Origin of the sequence: Helicobacter pylori HUP-B14 (assembly GCF_000259235.1) — a bacterium.
In the GTDB taxonomy this organism is placed as follows: Bacteria; Campylobacterota; Campylobacteria; order Campylobacterales; family Helicobacteraceae; genus Helicobacter; species Helicobacter pylori_CU.
On sequence record NC_017733.1, the window covers coordinates 785,058 to 803,623 of the forward strand.

Annotated in this window: 21 protein-coding genes; 19 read left to right on the top strand and 2 right to left on the bottom strand. The window is 39.0% G+C overall.

What is annotated here, in order from left to right; genetic code table 11:
• Positions 1 to 6 precede the first annotated feature (6 nt).
• The 12 genes from HPB14_RS03780 to HPB14_RS03835 all read left to right on the top strand — a co-directional run bounded on the left by HPB14_RS03780 (position 7) and on the right by HPB14_RS03835 (position 10,743).
• Positions 7 to 558, top strand: a complete 552-nt coding sequence (locus HPB14_RS03780) for a 3-deoxy-d-manno-octulosonic acid hydrolase subunit 1 (protein WP_014658474.1) — start codon at positions 7 to 9, stop codon at positions 556 to 558.
• Between the two features lie 8 nt (positions 559 to 566).
• Positions 567 to 2,612, top strand: a complete 2,046-nt coding sequence (locus tag HPB14_RS03785) for an LTA synthase family protein (protein WP_000839084.1) — start codon at positions 567 to 569, stop codon at positions 2,610 to 2,612.
• A gap of 79 nt (positions 2,613 to 2,691) precedes the next feature.
• Positions 2,692 to 3,564 carry a bifunctional methylenetetrahydrofolate dehydrogenase/methenyltetrahydrofolate cyclohydrolase FolD gene (folD, locus tag HPB14_RS03790; RefSeq protein ID WP_001133664.1) on the top strand — a complete coding sequence of 291 codons (873 nt, stop codon included), beginning with the start codon at positions 2,692 to 2,694 and terminating at the stop codon, positions 3,562 to 3,564.
• On the top strand, positions 3,564 to 4,436 hold the full coding sequence (gene lepB, locus HPB14_RS03795; RefSeq protein WP_000670642.1) for a signal peptidase I: 873 nt from the start codon (positions 3,564 to 3,566) through the stop codon (positions 4,434 to 4,436). The genes folD and lepB overlap by 1 nt, the downstream gene beginning before the upstream one ends.
• 8 nt (positions 4,437 to 4,444) lie before the next feature.
• Complete coding sequence (locus HPB14_RS03800; RefSeq protein WP_001159344.1) at positions 4,445 to 5,143, top strand: site-2 protease family protein; 699 nt, start codon at positions 4,445 to 4,447, stop codon at positions 5,141 to 5,143.
• A 20-nt stretch (positions 5,144 to 5,163) separates the two neighbouring features.
• Positions 5,164 to 5,619: a ribose 5-phosphate isomerase B gene (rpiB, locus tag HPB14_RS03805; RefSeq protein ID WP_001039763.1), complete on the top strand. Its 456-nt coding sequence runs from the start codon at positions 5,164 to 5,166 to the stop codon at positions 5,617 to 5,619.
• A gap of 50 nt (positions 5,620 to 5,669) precedes the next feature.
• Positions 5,670 to 6,002 (top strand): hypothetical protein, encoded by a 333-nt coding sequence (locus tag HPB14_RS03810; RefSeq protein ID WP_000495089.1) that lies wholly within the window; start codon positions 5,670 to 5,672, stop codon positions 6,000 to 6,002.
• A gap of 57 nt (positions 6,003 to 6,059) precedes the next feature.
• Complete coding sequence (gene apt / locus HPB14_RS03815; RefSeq protein ID WP_001006106.1) at positions 6,060 to 6,599, top strand: adenine phosphoribosyltransferase; 540 nt, start codon at positions 6,060 to 6,062, stop codon at positions 6,597 to 6,599.
• Positions 6,600 to 6,613: 14 nt separating this feature from the next.
• Entirely contained in the window at positions 6,614 to 7,192 is a 579-nt protein-coding gene (locus tag HPB14_RS03820; RefSeq protein ID WP_000393412.1) for a DedA family protein, read from the top strand.
• A 47-nt stretch (positions 7,193 to 7,239) separates the two neighbouring features.
• Entirely contained in the window at positions 7,240 to 8,730 is a 1,491-nt protein-coding gene (locus HPB14_RS03825) for a leucyl aminopeptidase (RefSeq protein WP_000912852.1), read from the top strand.
• Position 8,731: 1 nt separating this feature from the next.
• The gene (gene ychF, locus HPB14_RS03830) at positions 8,732 to 9,832 is read left to right on the top strand and encodes a redox-regulated ATPase YchF (protein ID WP_000524625.1); all 1,101 of its coding nucleotides are present in this window, start codon (positions 8,732 to 8,734) and stop codon (positions 9,830 to 9,832) included.
• Positions 9,833 to 9,870: 38 nt separating this feature from the next.
• On the top strand, positions 9,871 to 10,743 hold the full coding sequence (locus HPB14_RS03835) for a radical SAM/SPASM domain-containing protein (protein WP_000188607.1): 873 nt from the start codon (positions 9,871 to 9,873) through the stop codon (positions 10,741 to 10,743).
• Positions 10,744 to 11,022: 279 nt separating this feature from the next.
• Here the strand turns inward: HPB14_RS03835 and HPB14_RS03840 are convergent, their stop codons facing one another.
• Positions 11,023 to 12,072, bottom strand: coding sequence for an AI-2E family transporter (locus HPB14_RS03840; protein ID WP_000647370.1), 1,050 nt, complete (start codon positions 12,070 to 12,072; stop codon positions 11,023 to 11,025).
• 114 nt (positions 12,073 to 12,186) lie between these two features.
• Here HPB14_RS03840 and dapF point away from each other — a divergent pair, with 114 nt between their 5' ends.
• Positions 12,187 to 13,005, top strand: coding sequence for a diaminopimelate epimerase (gene dapF, locus HPB14_RS03845; RefSeq protein ID WP_000232490.1), 819 nt, complete (start codon positions 12,187 to 12,189; stop codon positions 13,003 to 13,005).
• A 106-nt stretch (positions 13,006 to 13,111) separates the two neighbouring features.
• Positions 13,112 to 13,759, top strand: a complete 648-nt coding sequence (locus HPB14_RS03850; protein ID WP_001148284.1) for a YkgB family protein — start codon at positions 13,112 to 13,114, stop codon at positions 13,757 to 13,759.
• A 23-nt stretch (positions 13,760 to 13,782) separates the two neighbouring features.
• Here HPB14_RS03850 and HPB14_RS03855 read toward each other — a convergent pair whose 3' ends face one another.
• Positions 13,783 to 14,028 carry a ribbon-helix-helix domain-containing protein gene (locus HPB14_RS03855; RefSeq protein ID WP_000418864.1) on the bottom strand — a complete coding sequence of 82 codons (246 nt, stop codon included), beginning with the start codon at positions 14,026 to 14,028 and terminating at the stop codon, positions 13,783 to 13,785.
• Positions 14,029 to 14,199: 171 nt separating this feature from the next.
• On the opposite strand from HPB14_RS03855, the gene HPB14_RS03860 reads away from it, so the two are divergent.
• The 5 genes from HPB14_RS03860 (at position 14,200) to HPB14_RS03880 (ending at position 18,561) form a co-directional block, all read left to right on the top strand.
• Positions 14,200 to 15,450: a hypothetical protein gene (locus HPB14_RS03860; protein WP_000996945.1), complete on the top strand. Its 1,251-nt coding sequence runs from the start codon at positions 14,200 to 14,202 to the stop codon at positions 15,448 to 15,450.
• Between the two features lie 100 nt (positions 15,451 to 15,550).
• Complete coding sequence (rpsU, locus tag HPB14_RS03865) at positions 15,551 to 15,763, top strand: 30S ribosomal protein S21 (RefSeq protein WP_001117775.1); 213 nt, start codon at positions 15,551 to 15,553, stop codon at positions 15,761 to 15,763.
• A 41-nt stretch (positions 15,764 to 15,804) separates the two neighbouring features.
• Positions 15,805 to 16,548 carry a 3-oxoacyl-ACP reductase FabG gene (gene fabG / locus HPB14_RS03870; RefSeq protein ID WP_001160896.1) on the top strand — a complete coding sequence of 248 codons (744 nt, stop codon included), beginning with the start codon at positions 15,805 to 15,807 and terminating at the stop codon, positions 16,546 to 16,548.
• Positions 16,549 to 16,773: 225 nt separating this feature from the next.
• Entirely contained in the window at positions 16,774 to 17,010 is a 237-nt protein-coding gene (acpP, locus tag HPB14_RS03875; protein ID WP_001163098.1) for an acyl carrier protein, read from the top strand.
• 312 nt (positions 17,011 to 17,322) lie between these two features.
• Entirely contained in the window at positions 17,323 to 18,561 is a 1,239-nt protein-coding gene (locus tag HPB14_RS03880) for a beta-ketoacyl-ACP synthase II (protein WP_001252843.1), read from the top strand.
• Positions 18,562 to 18,566 lie beyond the last annotated feature (5 nt).

Below are 18,566 nucleotides of genomic sequence, written 5' to 3' on the forward strand. Positions count from 1 at the left end.
TCAGTCATGCTTATATATTCTTCTTACACGCTGAGTTTTATATGGCTTTTTTTAATTTTCTTTTTTTTCAAAAATAAGCCATTGGGTTTGAGGTTTTCGCTCTCTTTTATAAGCGTGATTTTAAGCAATATCGCTTTGAAAGACTCTCTATCGCTCAATGAATTTTTAAGCAGTTTTACAGCCCCCTTAAGCCCCTTTAGCTGTCTTTTGATCCTTGCTTATGCGCTCTTTTCTTGCCGTCTTCTCCAAAAGCCCCCTTTAGAAACCTTGCAATCTTATAGCGTCATGCTGTTTTTCAATCTGTTGCTTTTGACAGATATTTTAGGGTTCTTGCCTTTTTCAATCTACCATCATTTCATGGCTTCTCTTATTTTTAGCGCGCTTTTTTGCAGCAGTTTGTTTTTGAGTAGCCCTTTACTGGGCGTGATCGCTTTAGTAGCGTTATCCAGTTCGTTTTTAATGCGTTCTAATTTTCAAATCTTGGATTCTTTATTGGATTTCCCCTTGCTTCTTTTTGTCTTTTTTAAGACTTTATCTCTTGTTAAAAAAAGGTTATAGTAACACTTATGAAATCCCTATCTAATGCCCTTTTTTCGCTCTTTTTAAAAGGTTTTTATTTCACCTTTTTTATGAGCTTGTTGTTTGTGTTTAATCGTATCGGCTTTATCCTTTATACAGGCTATTATAAGCATGCCTTAAAAAACCCTATTTTTGATGAAATCATCAAAACCCTATTCAATGGAGCCAGATACGATAATCGTGTGGTCTCAAGCTTAGCGATTCTTTTTATCATCATCGGGTTATTAGGGTTATTAGCCCCTAAACACCAAGTAAAAATGCTTAATATTACGGCGTATTTTTCTATCGCTATTATCCTGTTTTTAAATATTGCGAACATTGTTTATTATGGCATTTATGGGAATGTGTTTGATGAAAATTTATTGGAATTTTTGCATGAAGACACGCTCACGATTTTAAAAATGAGTGGGGAATACCCTATTCTTTCTAGTTTTTCACTCTTTGTAATCCTTAGCGTTTTAATTTCTTTTATCTATTTCAAACTCCAAAACGCCCTTTTTAAGCCCACAAATATTTATCAAACCACCAAACCCCTTAAAACTTTCATTTTATTTGCGCTTTTTTCGCTCACGCAAATGTTTTACATTAACGCGCAATTGAGCTTTGTTGGCGCGTCTTTAGATCTCAGCATAGAGCCAGCCAAAGATCCTTTTTTAATGAAAATCACCCCCGGTGCGTTTCGCAACCTTTATCTTTTGGTGCGCAATTACAGACAAAGCCATAACCTTAAATTCAGCGATTTTGCTAAAGAAACGCCTTTAGAAGTGGCGAAAAATTATTTCAATCTTAAAGAAAACCCTTCAAACAACCTCTATGAGTTGCTTTCTCAGACAAGCCATAACAATTCCAATCAAACCATTCAACATGTTTTTTATATCGTTTCAGAGTCCCTAAGCTCATGGCATTTTGATCCAAAATTTGACGCCATAGGGCTAACGAGCGCTTTACAAGATCTGGTTAAAAAAGAGCATGCCCACATGCTTTCTGCTTTTATTGAAAGTGCCCCACGGACCGTTAAAAGCCTGGATGTTCAGATCACAGGCTTACCCTATATCAATGATAATAACTTAGTCAATTCAGGGGTAATCCTCCCTAGCTTTCCTATGGCGATTGGCAATATCACAAAAACTCTGGGTTATAAAAACAACTTTTATTATGGGGGTAGCGGGATTTGGAACAAACTCACTAGTTTCACCAAAAAACAAGGTTTTCACGCCCTTTATTTTAACAATCACCTCTTAGAATTTGTTAAAAACAAGCCCTACCCTAAGCCCATAGAGAGCAACTGGGGAGTGCATGATAATATTTTATTTGACTATATTTTAGAAAACACCAACCCTAATGAAAAAACTTTCAGCATGGTCATGACTTTAAGCAACCACGCAATCAAAAACGTGAATCTCAAAGCCTTTGGCGTACCTTTAGAAAAAATCCAACAATTTGTGGAAAAAACCCCCAAATCAGAAAATCTACCGGACGCTAATTCTTTAGGGCATATTTACTGGTATGACAAAGTGATAGTCAGTTTCATCAAAAAAGCCAGCCAAAAATTCCCTAACTCGCTTTTTATCATCACAGGAGATCATTTTGACAGGAGCTATGAATACGCTAAAAACGATTTGTATATCATTAAATCCGTGCCGCTTATTTTATATGCCCCTACTTTAAAGCCTAAAAAAATCAGTCAGGTCGGATCGCATTTAGACATCGCCCCTAGCATTATTGAATTAGTCGCCCCTAAAGGCTTTCAATTTGTGAGTTTTGGGAAGCCTTTATTTTCTAACAATACAACAAACCCCCCAAGCCACCCCAATTACGCGCTAGGTTATGAAGCGATCGCTACCAAAGATTATTTTTATAACCCGAGTTTGGGGTTAAGGTATTTGAACGAAAGCCCTAAAGAGCCAAAGGATAAACAAAACGACAAGAAACAAAACGACAAAATAGAAGCTTCTAAATTTTACCAGCAATTAGAATTTTTAAAAGCCCTTAGTTTTTACTTGCTCTATCATGGGGCTAATCTTAAAGATTGACAAAATGAGTTTTTAATTCCCTTAAACGCATGATTTTTGCTACAATAATGGGATTTTAATTGATAAAGGACAAATAGACATGCCAAATAGGGGCGTTGTTTTATTAGACGGGCAAGCGCTAGCTTATAGTATAGAAAAAGATTTGAAACATAAAATCCAAACAATAACTGCGCAAACGCATAAACGCCCCAAACTAGCCGTGATTTTAGTGGGGAAAGATCCCGCTAGTATCACTTATGTTAACATGAAGATCAAAGCATGCGAAAGGGTGGGCATGGATTTTGACTTAAAAACCCTCCAGGAGAATATTACTGAAGCCGAATTGCTGTCCTTGATTAAAGATTACAATATCGATCAAAACATTTCAGGCGTTTTAGTCCAGCTCCCTTTGCCCAGACACATTGATTCTAAAATGGTTTTAGAAGCCATTGATCCTAGTAAAGATGTGGATGGTTTCCACCCCCTTAATATCGGCAAGCTCTGCACTCAAAAAGAATCGTTTCTGCCAGCCACCCCTATGGGTGTGATGCGTCTTTTAAAGCATTATCATATTGAAATCAAGGGCAAGGATGTGGCGATTATTGGGGCGAGCAATATCATTGGAAAGCCTTTGAGCATGCTCATGTTAAACGCTGGGGCTAGCGTGAGCGTGTGCCATATTTTGACTAAAGACATTAGTTTTTACACCCAAAACGCTGATATTGTCTGCGTGGGCGTGGGTAAGCCTGATTTGATTAAAGCGAGCATGTTAAAAAAAGGGGCTGTAGTGGTGGATATTGGGATCAATCATTTGAATGATGGGCGTATCGTGGGCGATGTGGATTTTACCAACGCACAAAAAGTTGCCGGTTTTATCACCCCTGTGCCTAAAGGCGTGGGGCCTATGACGATTGTCTCGCTTTTAGAAAACACTCTAATCGCTTTTGAAAAACAACAAAGGAAGGGATTTTAATGAAATTTTTACGCTCTGTTTATGCATTTTGCTCCAGTTGGGTGGGGACGATTATTATCGTGCTGTTGGTTATCTTTTTTATCGCACAAGCCTTTATCATTCCCTCTCGTTCTATGGTTGGCACGCTCTATGAGGGCGATATGCTCTTTGTCAAAAAATTTTCTTACGGCATCCCCATTCCTAAAATCCCATGGATTGAGCTTCCCGTCATGCCTGATTTTAAAAATAACGGGCATTTGATAGAGGGGGATCGCCCTAAGCGTGGCGAAGTGGTGGTGTTTATCCCTCCCCATGAAAAAAAGTCTTACTATGTCAAAAGGAATTTTGCCATTGGAGGCGATGAGGTGCTATTCACTAATGAGGGGTTTTATTTGCACCCTTTTGAGAGCGGCAACGATAAAGATTATATTGCTAAACATTACCCAGATGCTATGACTAAAGAATTTATGGGTAAAATTTTTGTCTTAAACCCTTATAAAAATAAGCATCCAGGCATCCATTACCAAAAAGATAATGAAACTTTCCACTTAATGGAGCAGTTAGCCACTCAAGGCGCAGAGGCTAATATCAGCATGCAACTCATCCAAATGGAGGGCGAAAAGGTGTTTTATAAGAAAATCAATCACGATGAATTTTTCATGATCGGCGATAATAGGGACAATTCTAGCGACTCGCGCTTTTGGGGGAGTGTGGCTTATAAAAACATCGTGGGTTCGCCATGGTTTGTTTATTTCAGTTTGAGTTTAAAAAACAGCCTGGAAGTGGATGCAGAAAATAACCCCAAAAAACGCTATCTGGTGCGTTGGGAACGCATGTTTAAAAGCGTTGAAGGCTTAGAAAAAATCATTAAAAAAGAAAAGACAACGCGTTAAGGTTTTTTGTGCAATTTTTTGATTTCTCTTTAGAAAGTTTTATTACCACCTTAATGAAAATCCTAGCCCTTTTAATCGCTATCATAGGGCATGAAATCATGCATGGCTTGAGTGCGTTTTTATTTGGGGATAGGAGCGCTAAAGACGCCAAGCGTTTGAGTTTAAACCCTATCAGGCATTTAGACATGATGGGATCGGTGCTTTTACCGGCTCTATTACTCATTTTTCAAGCCCCCTTTTTGTTTGGGTGGGCCAAACCCGTGCCTGTGGATATGCGCTACATTGTCTCTCAAAAAGGCTCTCTGGCATGCGTAGTGGTGAGTTTAGCCGGGGTGATCTATAATTTCACTCTGGCCGTTCTACTCGCTTTCATCACGCATTGGAGCTTCCAAAAACTAGGGATCAACGCTTTAAGCATCAATGAATTGAATCTTTATCAGCTCGCTTTAGTAACCTTTCTCATTCAAGGCATTCTTTATAATCTTGTCTTAGGCGTTTTCAACAGCCTCCCTATCCCGCCCTTAGACGGATCCAAAGCGTTAGGCTTTTTAGCGTTGCATTTTAAAAGCGCGTTTTTATTGGAATGGTTTTCTAAAATGGAACGCTACGGCATGTTGGTAGTGTTTGTCTTTTTGTTTATCCCCCCTTTATCGGAGTTTTTTATCCATGCACCCACAAGATTTTTATTTTCCTTACTCCTTTCTTAATCTTTTATCAAGGAGAGTTTATGAATAAGCCCTTAAAGTTTTCTCAAGTTTTTATAGGAAGCGATCATGCAGGGTTGCATCTTGCAGAATTTGTTAAACATTTTTTAGAAGACAAGCGTTTTAAAGTCCAAGCTTTTTTACCCACTATGAGAGTGGATTACCCTGATTACGCCAAATTAGTGTGCCAAAAGGTCTTAGAAAATCCGCAAAGCTATGGCATTTTAGTGTGTGCTACAGGGATAGGCATGAGCATGGGCGCTAATCGCTTTAAGGGTATTAGAGCCGCTTTGTGCCTTGATGCTTACATGGCTAAAATGACTCGCTTGCACAATAACGCTAATGTCTTGTGCTTGGGTGAAAAGATTAGCGGTATTGGCGTAACAGAAAGCATTTTAGAAGCGTTTTTCTCTACAGAATTTGAACAAGGCCGCCATGTGTTGCGCATCCAAAAGCTAGATGAATCGCTGAAATCATAGGGCTAATATAGTATAATTGCATCGTTTCGCTAAAAGGATATTTTAATAGAATGTTTACCCAATGGTTTATCATCACTATCGCTATTGTTTTTATCCTTTATATGGGTGTGCGCACTTTCTTTTTTAAAACCGTGGCTAAACGGCAAGAACGCACCAACGCGTCCATGAAGCTCACCTTACAAGAAGCTGAAATTTTGATTCAAAAACACCAGTTGCAACTCCAAAGGGCTTTAGGCAATATTGACATTCTTACCCAAGAAATGAGCTCGTTAAAAACAGAACTAAAAGCCCTTAAACAGCGCAACTCTGAATACAAAGGCGAATCGGATAAATATAAAAATCGCATTAAAGAATTGGAGCAAAAAATAGAAGCTCTCCTTTAAAAACGCTATAATAAACCAAAATTCTACAACCAATCCGTTATATTAAAGGAAATCAAAATGAATGAAACGCTCAAAGAAGAACTTTTACAAAGCATCAGAGAAGTGAAAGACTACCCTAAAAAAGGGATTTTATTCAAAGATATTACCACGCTACTCAACTACCCTAAACTCTTTAACAAACTCATTGACGCGCTCAAAAAACGCTATCTCGCTCTCAATATAGACTTTATCGTGGGCATTGAAGCTAGGGGGTTTATTTTAGGCTCTGCTTTAGCTTATGCGCTTGGGGTGGGTTTTGTGCCTGTGAGGAAAAAGGGCAAACTCCCTGCGCACACCCTGTCTCAAAGCTACAGCCTAGAATACGGGAGCGACAGCATAGAAATCCACTCTGACGCTTTTAGGGGAATTAAGGGGGTAAGGGTGGTGTTGATTGATGATTTATTAGCCACTGGAGGCACAGCTTTAGCGAGCCTTGAGCTTATCAAAGCCCTACAAGCCGAATGCATAGAAGCATGCTTTTTGATAGGGTTAAAAGAATTACCGGGTATCCAACTTTTAGAAGAGCGAGTGAAAACCTTTTGTTTGTTAGAGTGCTAGAATAAGGGTGAATTTTGGAAGAATACATCATTGACTTATGGAATCAGCATGCAGCGACTTGGGGGTATCTCATTTTATTTGGGTGGAGCATTTTAGAAGGCGAAATTGGGTTAATTTTAGCAGGGATTGCTAGCTATACCGGTCATATGCATTTAGGGTTAGCCATTTTAGTCGCAGGGATTGGGGGCTTTGTGGGGGATCAGATCTATTTTTACATCGGCCGCACCAATAAATCTTACATCCAAAAAAAGCTAGAAAAACAACGCCGAAAACTAGCCCTAGCCCATTTATTGTTGCAAAAACACGGCTGGTTTATCATTTTTATCCAACGCTACATGTATGGCATGCGTACCATCATTCCCATTAGCATAGGCCTCACGCGCTATAGCGCTTTAAAATTCGCTATCATCAACCTCATTAGCGCGATGGTGTGGGCGAGCATTACCATTATTCTAGCGTGGTATTTAGGAGAAGAGTTATTGCATGCGTTAGGGTGGCTTAAAAAACACCCTTATGCGCTAATATTACTATTAGTATCTTTCTTGGCGTTAGTGCTGTGGTATTTCCAATACTATAGTAAGAAAAACCGCTAGAGTGCAATACAATTCTTGAAAGATATGAAATTAAAAAAGGAGACTTTATGTTAAAAATCAAATTAGAAAAAACCACTTTTGAAAACGCAAAAGCTGAATGCGGTTTAGTTTTTATTGTCAATAAGGATTTTAGCCACGCTTGGGTCAAAAATAAAGAATTGCTAGAAACCTTTAAATACGAAGGCGAAGGCGTATTTTTAGACCAAGAAAATAAAATCCTGTATGCGGGCGTTAAAGAAGATGATGTGCATTTATTGAGAGAGAGCGCGTGTTTAGCCGTTCGCACCCTTAAGAAACTCGCTTTTAAAAGCGTTAAAGTGGGCGTTTATACTTGCGGGACGCATTCTAAAGATAATGCGCTTTTAGAAAATTTGAAAGCGTTGTTTTTGGGCTTAAAATTGGGCTTGTATGAATACGACACTTTTAAATCCAACAAAAAAGAAAGCGTTTTAAAAGAAGCCATTGTCGCTTTAGAATTGCACAAACCTTGCGAAAAAACTTGCGCAAATTCTTTAGAAAAGAGCGCTAAAGAAGCGTTAAAATACGCTGAAATCATGACAGAAAGCTTGAATATCGTTAAAGATCTAGTCAATACCCCCCCTATGATTGGCACCCCAGTTTATATGGCTGAAGTGGCGCAAAAAGTGGCTAAAGAAAACCATTTAGAAATCCATGTTCATGATGAAAAATTTTTAGAAGAAAAGAAAATGAACGCCTTTTTAGCGGTCAATAAAGCCTCTCTTGCTATCAATCCTCCTCGCTTGATCCATTTAGTCTATAAACCCAAAAAAGCGAAGAAAAAAATCGCTTTAGTGGGTAAGGGCTTGACTTATGATTGCGGAGGGTTGAGCTTGAAACCGGCCGATTACATGGTTACCATGAAAGCGGATAAAGGCGGTGGCTCTGCGGTGATTGGGCTTTTAAACGCATTAGCCAAACTAGGCGTGGAAGCTGAAGTGCATGGCATTATTGGGGCCACAGAAAACATGATAGGCCCAGCTGCCTATAAACCAGATGATATTTTAATCTCCAAAGAAGGCAAGAGCATAGAGGTCCGTAATACCGACGCTGAAGGGCGTTTGGTTTTAGCGGATTGTTTGAGCTACGCTCAAGACTTGAACCCTGATGTGATCGTGGATTTTGCGACCCTTACTGGGGCATGCGTTGTAGGCTTGGGCGAATTCACTTCAGCGATCATGGGGCATAATGAAGAGTTAAAAAACCTCTTTGAAACTTCAGGGTTAGAATCCGGCGAATTGTTAGCCAAACTCCCCTTTAACCGCCATTTAAAGAAATTGATTGAATCTAAAATCGCTGATGTGTGCAATATTTCTTCTTCACGCTATGGCGGTGCGATCACAGCGGGCTTGTTCTTAAATGAATTTATTAGAGATGAATTTAAGGATAAGTGGCTACACATTGACATTGCAGGCCCTGCTTATGTGGAAAAAGAATGGGATGTGAATAGCTTTGGAGCGAGTGGGGCTGGGGTTAGGGCTTGCACAGCTTTTGTGGAAGAGCTTTTGAAAAAGGCTTGAAATGGGCTTGTCTGTAGGCATTGTGGGTTTGCCTAATGTGGGCAAATCCAGCACCTTTAACGCGCTCACTAAAACCCAAAACGCCCAAAGCGCGAACTACCCTTTTTGCACCATTGAACCCAATAAAGCCATCGTGAATGTGCCTGATAGACGGCTTGATGCGTTGGCTCAAATCGTAAAGCCTGAACGCATTTTGCATTCTGTGGTGGAATTTGTGGATATTGCCGGATTGATTAAAGGAGCGAGCAAGGGGGAGGGTTTAGGCAATCAGTTTTTAGCCAATATCAAGGAATGCGAAGTGATCTTGCAAGTGGTGCGCTGTTTTGAAGATGATAATATCACGCATGTGAACGACAAAATTGACCCTTTGAATGATATAGAAACTATTGAATTGGAGTTGATTTTAGCGGATATTGCCACTTTAGACAAAAGGATCGATCGCTTACAAAAAGCCCTAAAAAGTTCAAAAGACGCTAAAAATCTTTTAGAATGCGCTTTGAGTTTAAAAACGCATTTAGAAGAATTAAAGCCGGCGAAAACTTTCCCCTTGAATGTAAGCGAGGCTTTTTTAGAATTGGACAAGGAATTGCGTTTTTTATCTCATAAAAAAATGATCTATGTCGCTAATGTGGGCGAAGAAGATTTAAACGCCCTCAGTGAGCATGCTAAAAAAGTCAAAAACCATGCGAAAGCCCAAAATAGCGAGTTTGTTGCCTTGTGCGCTAAATTAGAAGAAGAAATGGTTTCCATGAGTGGAGATGAAGTCAAAGAATTTTTGCAAAGTTTAGGCGTAGAAGAAAGTGGGCTAGAAAAGACCATTCGTTTGAGTTTTAAGGAATTAGGTTTGATCAATTATTTTACCGCTGGAGTCAAGGAAGTGCGATCATGGACGATTAAAAAAGGCTCTAGTGCGCCTGTGGCTGCTGGGGTGATCCATAAGGATTTTGAAAAAGGCTTTATCAGAGCTGAAACCATCAGTTATGATGATTTTATCGCTTATAAGGGCGAAGCCGGAGCGAAAGAAAAGGGAGCGTTACGCATTGAAGGTAAGGACTATATCGTTCAAGATGGCGATGTGTTGCATTTTCGCTTCAATGTTTAGTGTCTTTTCAAACAAGCGTTACTATTTTTTCATAAGAATTGACACCCAACAAGAAACTTTTTAAAAAAATCTATGTAGAATTAAGCGATATTTGCGGGTTGCAATGCAGTTTTTGCCCTAACCCTAAAAATATCAGAGGCGTGATGCCTCTAAAATTATTTGAAAAAGTTTGTAAAGAAGTGGCCCCCCTAACCCCTATTATCACCTTGCATGTCTTAGGCGATCCTTGCAAGCTCAAAAATTTAAACCGCTATTTAAGCACCGCTAAACGCTTTTCTTTGAAAGTGGATTTGGTTACTAGCGGGGTGTATTTGCACGATTTTGAAACACTCCTACAAGATGTGATCTATCAAATCTCTATTTCTTTAGACGCAGGGCTAGACCATCACAACAAACTCAACCAGCACCGCTATATCCAAAAAATTTTAGAATTTTGCCGCTATAAATTTGAAAAAAATAGCGAAGTGTTTTTGAATTTACGCATTCAAGATGGAACCCTTGACAAACACCAGAATTTGATCAAGCCTTTTTTAGAAAGCTTTGAATGCGTTTCTTTAGAGGGCTTAAAATCGCAAGGCCGCGTTCGTTTGTTTAAAAAAAGTTTTTTGAATATCCAAAAGACCTTTAAATGGCCGAATTTGAACGCCCCAAATCCTTTAAACCAGAAATCAAAAATCCCCTATTGTTATGGGCTTATTAAACAAGTCGCTATTTTATCTAATGGCGTTGTCGTGCCGTGCTGCATGGACACGCAAGCTCATATCAACCTTGGCGATTTAAACCATACACCCCTAAAAGATATTTTAAACAGCCAAAAAGCTATGGCTATCAAAACCCATTTTTTAAAGGGCGAAGCGTTAGAACTTTTATGCCAAAACTGCTCCTACCCTTTGATCCGCTACAAAAAATGAAACCACTCAATAGTTTGTTGGTCATTGGTTTTGCAATTGTGGCGGCGTTTAGTTCGCTTCAATTAAAAGCTTTTACTCTTTATATTCTTATCTTTTATGTTTGGATTGGTGCGTTAGAATTGTCAAAATTTTAAGGGTTAAAAGGCAAATGGCTCTCTCTTTTTTTGTAATAGCTTGTGGGATCGGAAAATGCGTGGGCTTCTCTCGATGCCATTCAAAAACACTAATTGACCCCACTCTTTGATTTCTACGCTTTTTAGTTGTTTTGCGTTATTTCATTCAACATTCGCATGCTTTTTGATCGTTTTGGATAAAGTAATTTTCATACAATCGCAGTAACGCAATAAAAAACGCCGTGATAGTAGGCCCTACAATAATTCCCCAAAAACCAAATTGTGAAATCCCAGCAATCATGGAAAAGAAAATCAGCATTTCATTGATTTTAAGGGTGGTTTTAAAGATTCTTTTTTTGATGAAGACGATTAAAATTGGCTTGATCACGCTATCAATCAACCCGCCAATCAACAAAAGAGAATACAAAACGATAAATACCGTCTCATTCACATGCCCATGATAAAGCTCATAAATCGCTATAGGGATCCAAATCAAAGCCCCCCCAACAGCCGGCACCAAAGACGCTAGGCCGTATAAAATCCCCAAAGACCAGCCGTCATGCCCAAACCATACGATCATCACCCCAAACGCCACACCCTCTAAAATAACCGTGATGAGAGAAGTTAAAAGCACGATGCGTAAAATCCCAGCCACTTCTTCAAAAATCTTTTTGCTTTGATTCATTCCAAGAGGCAAGACCCCCAAAAAATAACGATAAAATCTCTCCCCATAATAAAAAAAGAAAAACAACAGCCCCAAGATAAACAAAGCGTCTGTAATGAGTTTCAAGCTGTATCTTCCCACATAGCTGCTTATTTTCAACAAATAACCCGTGATGGAAGTGGCGCTAAAATTTTCTAAAAACTTGCTCACTCCATCATGAATGGCAGGAAAATGCGACAAATTTTCGGTGATTATCCCTTTAAGCCATTTAATCAGAGCTGAAAATTTTTCAAAATTGATTTCAAAAATGATATTAGAACTTTTATAAACAATAAAATACAACGGCACGATCAAAACGCTCGCTAAAACTAAAACGCATAAAAACGAGCTGATAACATTAGAAAAGCGCTTATTCAAAAAAACTTTCACTTGAAAAAGCCCCACACACAAAAGCCCAGCGATCAGTGCATCCATTAAAAAATCTTGATACAGATAGATCATCCAATAAAAACCAATCAAAAAAAGAATCCAAAAAAAATACTGAGCTTTCATGCAATTATCCCCATTAAACTGAACCAAAAATTATCAAATGTTAGCTAAAAAACGCTCTTTTAAGGATAAAAAACCTCTTTTAACTTATAATTAAAATCAAAAAGGCTTATACAGATGGTGTTTTACAAATATTCAGGGAGTGGGAATGATTTTTTAATCGTTCAAAGTTTCAAAAAAAAAGATTTTTCCAATTTAGCCCAACAGGTGTGCCATAGGCATGAGGGTTTTGGGGCTGATGGGCTTGTGGTCGTCTTACCAAGTAATGATTATGACTACGAATGGGATTTTTACAATTCAGACGGCTCTAAAGCTGGCATGTGCGGGAATGCGAGCCGTTGCGTGGGGTTATTTGCCTACCAACATGCTATAGCCCCTAAAGAGCATGTTTTTTTAGCCGGGAAAAGAGAGATTTCTATCCGTATAGAAGAACCCAATATCATAGAGAGCAATCTCGGTAACTACAAAATCCTAGACACCATACCCGCCTTAAAATGCAAAAAATTTTTTACTAATAACAGCGTTTTAGAAAATATCCCTACTTTCTACCTCATAGATACAGGAGTGCCGCATTTAGTGGGATTTGTGGAAAATAAAGAGGGGTTAAATTCCCTTAACACGCTGGAATTAAGGGCTTTAAGGCATGAATTTAACGCTAATATTAACATCGCTTTTATAGAAAATAAAGAGACGATTTTTTTACAAACTTATGAAAGGGGGGTTGAAGATTTCACGCTAGCTTGCGGGACAGGCATGGCAGCGGTTTTTATCGCCGCGCGCATTTTTTATAACACGCCTAAAAAAGCCACTCTCATCCCTAAAAGCAACGAATCTTTAGAGCTTTCTTTAAAAAATGATGGAATTTTTTATAAGGGCGCGGTGCGTTATATTGGCATGAGCGTTTTGGGCAGTGTTTTTGAAAATGGGTGTTTTTGATCATTATTTCTTGTAATGGTAATGATTTTGTCGTAATTAAACATAATGCGCTATCATTTGCGAGCTGTTTTTAGCAATATAAAAAATATCTTAAAGGAATAAAACCATGCAAGCGTTAAAATCATTGCTTGAAGTGATTACAAAACTCCAGAATCTAGGCGGCTATTTGATGCATATAGCTATTTTCATCATTTTTATTTGGATTGGAGGGCTTAAGTTTGTGCCGTATGAAGCCGAAGGGATCGCTCCTTTTGTGGCTAATTCCCCTTTCTTTTCTTTCATGTATAAATTTGAAAAGCCCGCATACAAACAACACAAAATGTCTGAATCCCAATCCATGCAAGAAGAAATGCAAGATGACCCTAAAATCGCTGAAAACAAAGAATGGCATAAAGAAAACCGCACTTATTTAGTGGCTGAAGGTTTAGGGATTACGATCATGATCCTAGGCATTTTGGTGCTTTTAGGGCTTTGGATGCCTTTAATGGGCGTGATTGGGGGCTTGCTTGTCGCTGGAATGACGATCACGACTCTATCCTTTTTATTCACAACGCCAGAAGTGTTTGTCAATCAGCATTTCCCATGGCTTTCTGGAGCTGGAAGGCTAGTGGTTAAAGACTTGGCGTTATTTGCTGGAGGCTTGTTTGTGGCCGGATTTGATGCGAAACGCTATTTAGAGGGGAAAGGGTTTTGCTTGATGGATCGCTCATCGGTAGGGATTAAAACTAAATGCTCTAGCGGGTGTTGCTCTTAAAGAGCGAATGCCTTAAAGTAGGCTTAAAGCCTACTAGAAGAATCACAATTGATAGAAGAATCTTGGTTAGTGCCTTTTTTATAAATGATTGTTTTTAAAATGTGGCGTTTGACAAAGGAATTGACACTTTCTACTTCTTCATCAGCTAATCGTCTTAGAACATCATGCTCATCTTTAGAGAGATAAAAAGTAACTGAAAAATTGCGTTTCAGCTCATCTACAGCGACACGCTTACGACCGGGTTTTATATTTTTATTTCCTAATTCCATTAAAATTTCCTTTTTTAGTTAGTATGTTGTAACATCGTAGTGGCTATTTTAACATGAAATAAACGCCATTTTATATTAAATCTAAAGAAAAATATTTTTAGATGTGCTAGAATACCCATTTGTTACAAGATAAGCTTTTTTATCAAAAAAATGATGACATAGGGGTAACAAGTGGCAATAAACACCTTTTTAAAACATTCTTTTTTGGTTTGTTTGTTAGCGGTTAATTCTTACGCTTTTGATTGGAATATTTTTAAATACAATCTGGGTTTCAATATGTTCATCATGGACCATGAAGGCTCAACGCCTTATTGGGTCAATACTAACACCAATCTTAAAACCCGTTTGACTCCAAATTTTGGGATCCAATTTTATACAAGAGGTGTGGAGCAAAGCCTGACTGTGGGGGCGTATTTTTTTCAAAACTTCCATAACTACAGCACTAATTTTCCCTACCGCTGGGGGCCTACTATGTATTATAAGGCTAGAGGGAAGCGTTTTACTTTTTATGGCGGCATCTTTCCTAGAAAAAACCTCTTAGGAAGGTATGGTTTGAATATTTTTGCCCCTTATTATTGGTTTATAGATCCCAACGCTAGAGGGTTTTTATTGCAATTTCAAAACCATTATTCGCCTTCAAAACCCTATTATGGGCATGCGGAATTCATGCTAGATTGGTTTGGAGGCAATTGTTACAACACTTGTAAATTCGGGAGAAACCCTTATGGGAACGCAATGGACAGGTTTCAAATGAACGGCTCTGTCGCTTATAATTTCTTTAAGGATTTATTGGGTATTGGAGGGTATTTTGTCTTGTTCCATAATGAAGACAAATACCTTTTGAATGGGGCTGATGGCATGCAGTTTAATGAAAAAAAAGCGATTGACAACAATAATATTTATCTTATGGATCGCCTCTATTTTAACGCTTACATAGGGACAAGCCTTTTAGACATCGCTCCCTTTATGGAAAAGCTCAACGCTAGTTTTGGCATGGTTTCTGAATCAAGCCGATTAAGGCAAATCCACAAAAATGTGCCTTTTATGAACAGCGTGGGCGGGCAATTTGATGTGGAGATCCAATACAAAGGCTTTGGCATCCACAATTTATTTTTCTTCGCCAAGACCCCAGAAATGCCTTTTTATAACCAATACCAATATGTTGAAATGTATTGCACGCCTTCTTACTGCCCCACGCCTATTTATCGTGGCGTGCCATTCTTTCAAGCCAACATGTATAACCGTTTTGATTTTTATTACAACTGGAAAAACGACTTCGCATCGGTCCGCATCAATTTCGTGCTTAATGCGATGCGTGGGGGATTTGATAGGAGCTTACCTTGGTCAGAATCTTACCAAGTGTATATGACGGTCGCCTTTGATCCTTATAACCTTATTAACAAAATTGCTAGAAAAAAGTGAAAATTCTTGACAACCAGTTAATTCGTCTTATATAATGCTGTTTCATTTGTAGCCATTGTTAAGCAATGATTTTAAGCTATGGAAAAGAGGTGATAGCAGTATGCCAGGGATTAAGGTTAGAGAAGGCGATGCGTTTGATGAAGCTTATAGGAGATTCAAAAAGCAAACCGATCGCAATCTAGTGGTAACAGAATGCCGTGCTAGAAGGTTCTTTGAGTCTAAAACGGAAAAGCGTAAAAAACAAAAAATCAGCGCTAAAAAGAAGATTTTGAAGCGTCTTTATATGTTAAGGCGTTATGAGTCAAGACTATAATAGGCTTTAAGAAAAATTTAAAAATTAAGGATTATTGAATAATGCAATTCACAGGGAAAAATGTTCTCATTACCGGGTCTTCTAAAGGCATTGGGGCTGAAATCGCCAAAACTCTCGCTTCTATGGGGCTGAAAGTTTGGATCAATTACCGCAGTAATGCTGAAGTGGCTGACGCTTTGAAAAATGAGCTTGAAGAAAAAGGCTATAAAGCGGCCGTTATTAAATTTGATGCGACTTCTGAAAGCGATTTTGTTGAAGCGATACAAACCATTGTTCAAAGCGATGGAGGTTTGTCTTATTTGGTGAATAACGCCGGTGTGGTGCGCGATAAATTAGCCATCAAAATGAAAACAGAAGACTTTCACCATGTCATTGAAAATAATCTCACTTCAGCTTTTATAGGTTGCAGAGAGGCTTTAAAGGTGATGAGTAAGAGTCGTTTTGGGAGCGTGGTTAATGTCGCTTCTATCATTGGTGAAAGAGGCAATATGGGGCAGACAAACTATTCAGCGAGTAAGGGGGGGATGATTGCGATGAGCAAGTCCTTTGCTTATGAGGGAGCTTTAAGGAATATTCGTTTCAACTCTGTAACGCCAGGCTTTATAGAAACCGACATGAACGCTAATTTGAAAGACGAACTCAAAGCGGATTATGTTAAAAACATTCCCTTAAACAGGCTAGGGTCTGCTAAGGAAGTGGCAGAAGCGGTAGCGTTTCTTTTGAGCGATCACTCTAGTTACATCACTGGGGAGACTCTCAAAGTCAATGGCGGGCTTTATATGTAGTCCTAAACATTCTTTTAGTAATAAAAGTTTGTAAGTAGCAAAAATCATGCTAACATTATGAGGTTATTCTAAAACAAAGAGGTTATTATCAAATGGGGATTATTTACTTAATATTGTTTCTCATTGTAATTTATTTGTTGTATAGGATTTTAGATGTTTTGGAGCAAAAATAAACGCTTCAATGAATGGTTGATTTAATTTTTACAAAACAAGGGAGTTTTAATTATGGCTTTATTTGAAGATATTCAGGCAGTTATTGCTGAGCAGTTGAATGTGGATGCGACGCAAGTTACCCCAGAGGCGGAATTTGTGAAGGATTTGGGTGCGGACTCTTTAGATGTCGTGGAATTGATCATGGCGTTAGAAGAAAAGTTTAACATTGAAATTCCTGATGAGCAAGCGGAAAAAATCGTCAATGTGGGCGATGTGGTGAAGTATATTGAGGACAATAAACTAGCTTAATCTTTTTAACTTGGAGCGTTTGTCTCCAGGTTTTAGTCAAAAATTTGGCTTTAGCTAAAATCTAGTTTTATCCCAACAGCACGAAAAACTCCATCCTTTAGGTCAGAGATATAAGTGCATAGCTGTTAGGCTATATTCAAGCTAAAAGAGGTTAAAATACCGCTAGTCTTTTTGGGGTAGGAAATATCCATGCAGACTTTAAAGAACAAAGCCTTTCGTGTTAGCATTCAATGGAATGCTTTAGTTAGGAAGCTCCTTGCTTTAGCAAGGGGTGCTTTCACTGAATTAAAGTTTTGAAATGAGGAGCTATTGGTGCGTCGGATTGTAGTAACTGGAATGGGAATGATCAATTCGCTAGGTTTAAATAAAGAAGATTCTTTTTTAGCGATCGCTAAAGGGGAATGCGGCATCAAACATATAGAAAGTTTTGATGCGAGCGCGTTTCCTGTGCGTATTGCTGGAGAAATCACTGACTTTGACCCTACAGAGGTGATGAATCCCAAAGATGTTAAAAAGGCGGGTCGTTTCATTCAATTAGCCTTGAAAGCCACAAAAGAGGCGATGAAAGATAGTGGGATTTTAGACGCTCACAATAAATGCCCTGAAGAATTGGCAAATCGCATGGGTGTAAGCTCTGGCTCTGGGATTGGCGGGTTAGGCAATATTGAAGCGAATTCCATTTTTTGTTTTGAAAAAGGCCCTAGAAAGGTCAATCCCTTTTTTATCACTTCTGCGTTAGTGAATATGATTGGTGGTTTCACTTCCATTGAGTTTGGCATTAAAGGGCCTAACCTCTCTAGCGTAACGGCTTGTGCAGCAGGCACTCATGCCATTATTGAAGCCGTTAAAACCATTTTGCTTAATGGGGCTGATCGCATGCTCGTCGTGGGAGCGGAATCCACCATTTGTCCTGTAGGCATTGGGGGGTTTGCGAGCATTAAAGCCCTTTCTACAAGGAATGATGATCCCAAAAAAGCTTCAAGACCTTTTGATAAGGATCGCAATGGTTTTGTGATGGGCGAAGGCGCTGGGGCTTTGGTGCTTGAAGAATACGAGAGCGCGAAAAAAAGAGGGGCGAAAATTTATGCAGAATTTGCCGGGTATGGCGAGAGCGGCGATGCTAACCATATCACAGCCCCAGCCCCTGAGGGCGAAGGGGCTTTTAGAGCCATGAAAATGGCTTTGGAAATGGCGAAAGTGGAAGTGGGCTATGTGAACGCTCATGGGACAAGCACGCATTATAACGATTTATATGAGAGCATCGCTCTAAAAAATGTGTTTGGCTCTAAAGAAAAAGTCCCCCCTGTTAGCTCTACTAAAGGGCAGATTGGGCATTGTTTAGGCGCTGCGGGTGCGTTAGAAGCCGTTATTTCTATCATGGCCATGAATCAAGGGATCTTACCTCCTACCATCAATCAAGAAACGCCTGACCCAGAATGCGATCTAGATTATATCCCTAATGCGGCTAGAGAAAAACAAGTGGATGCAGTGATGAGTAACTCATTTGGTTTTGGTGGCACTAATGGTGTTGTGATTTTCAAAAAAGCCTAGTTTTA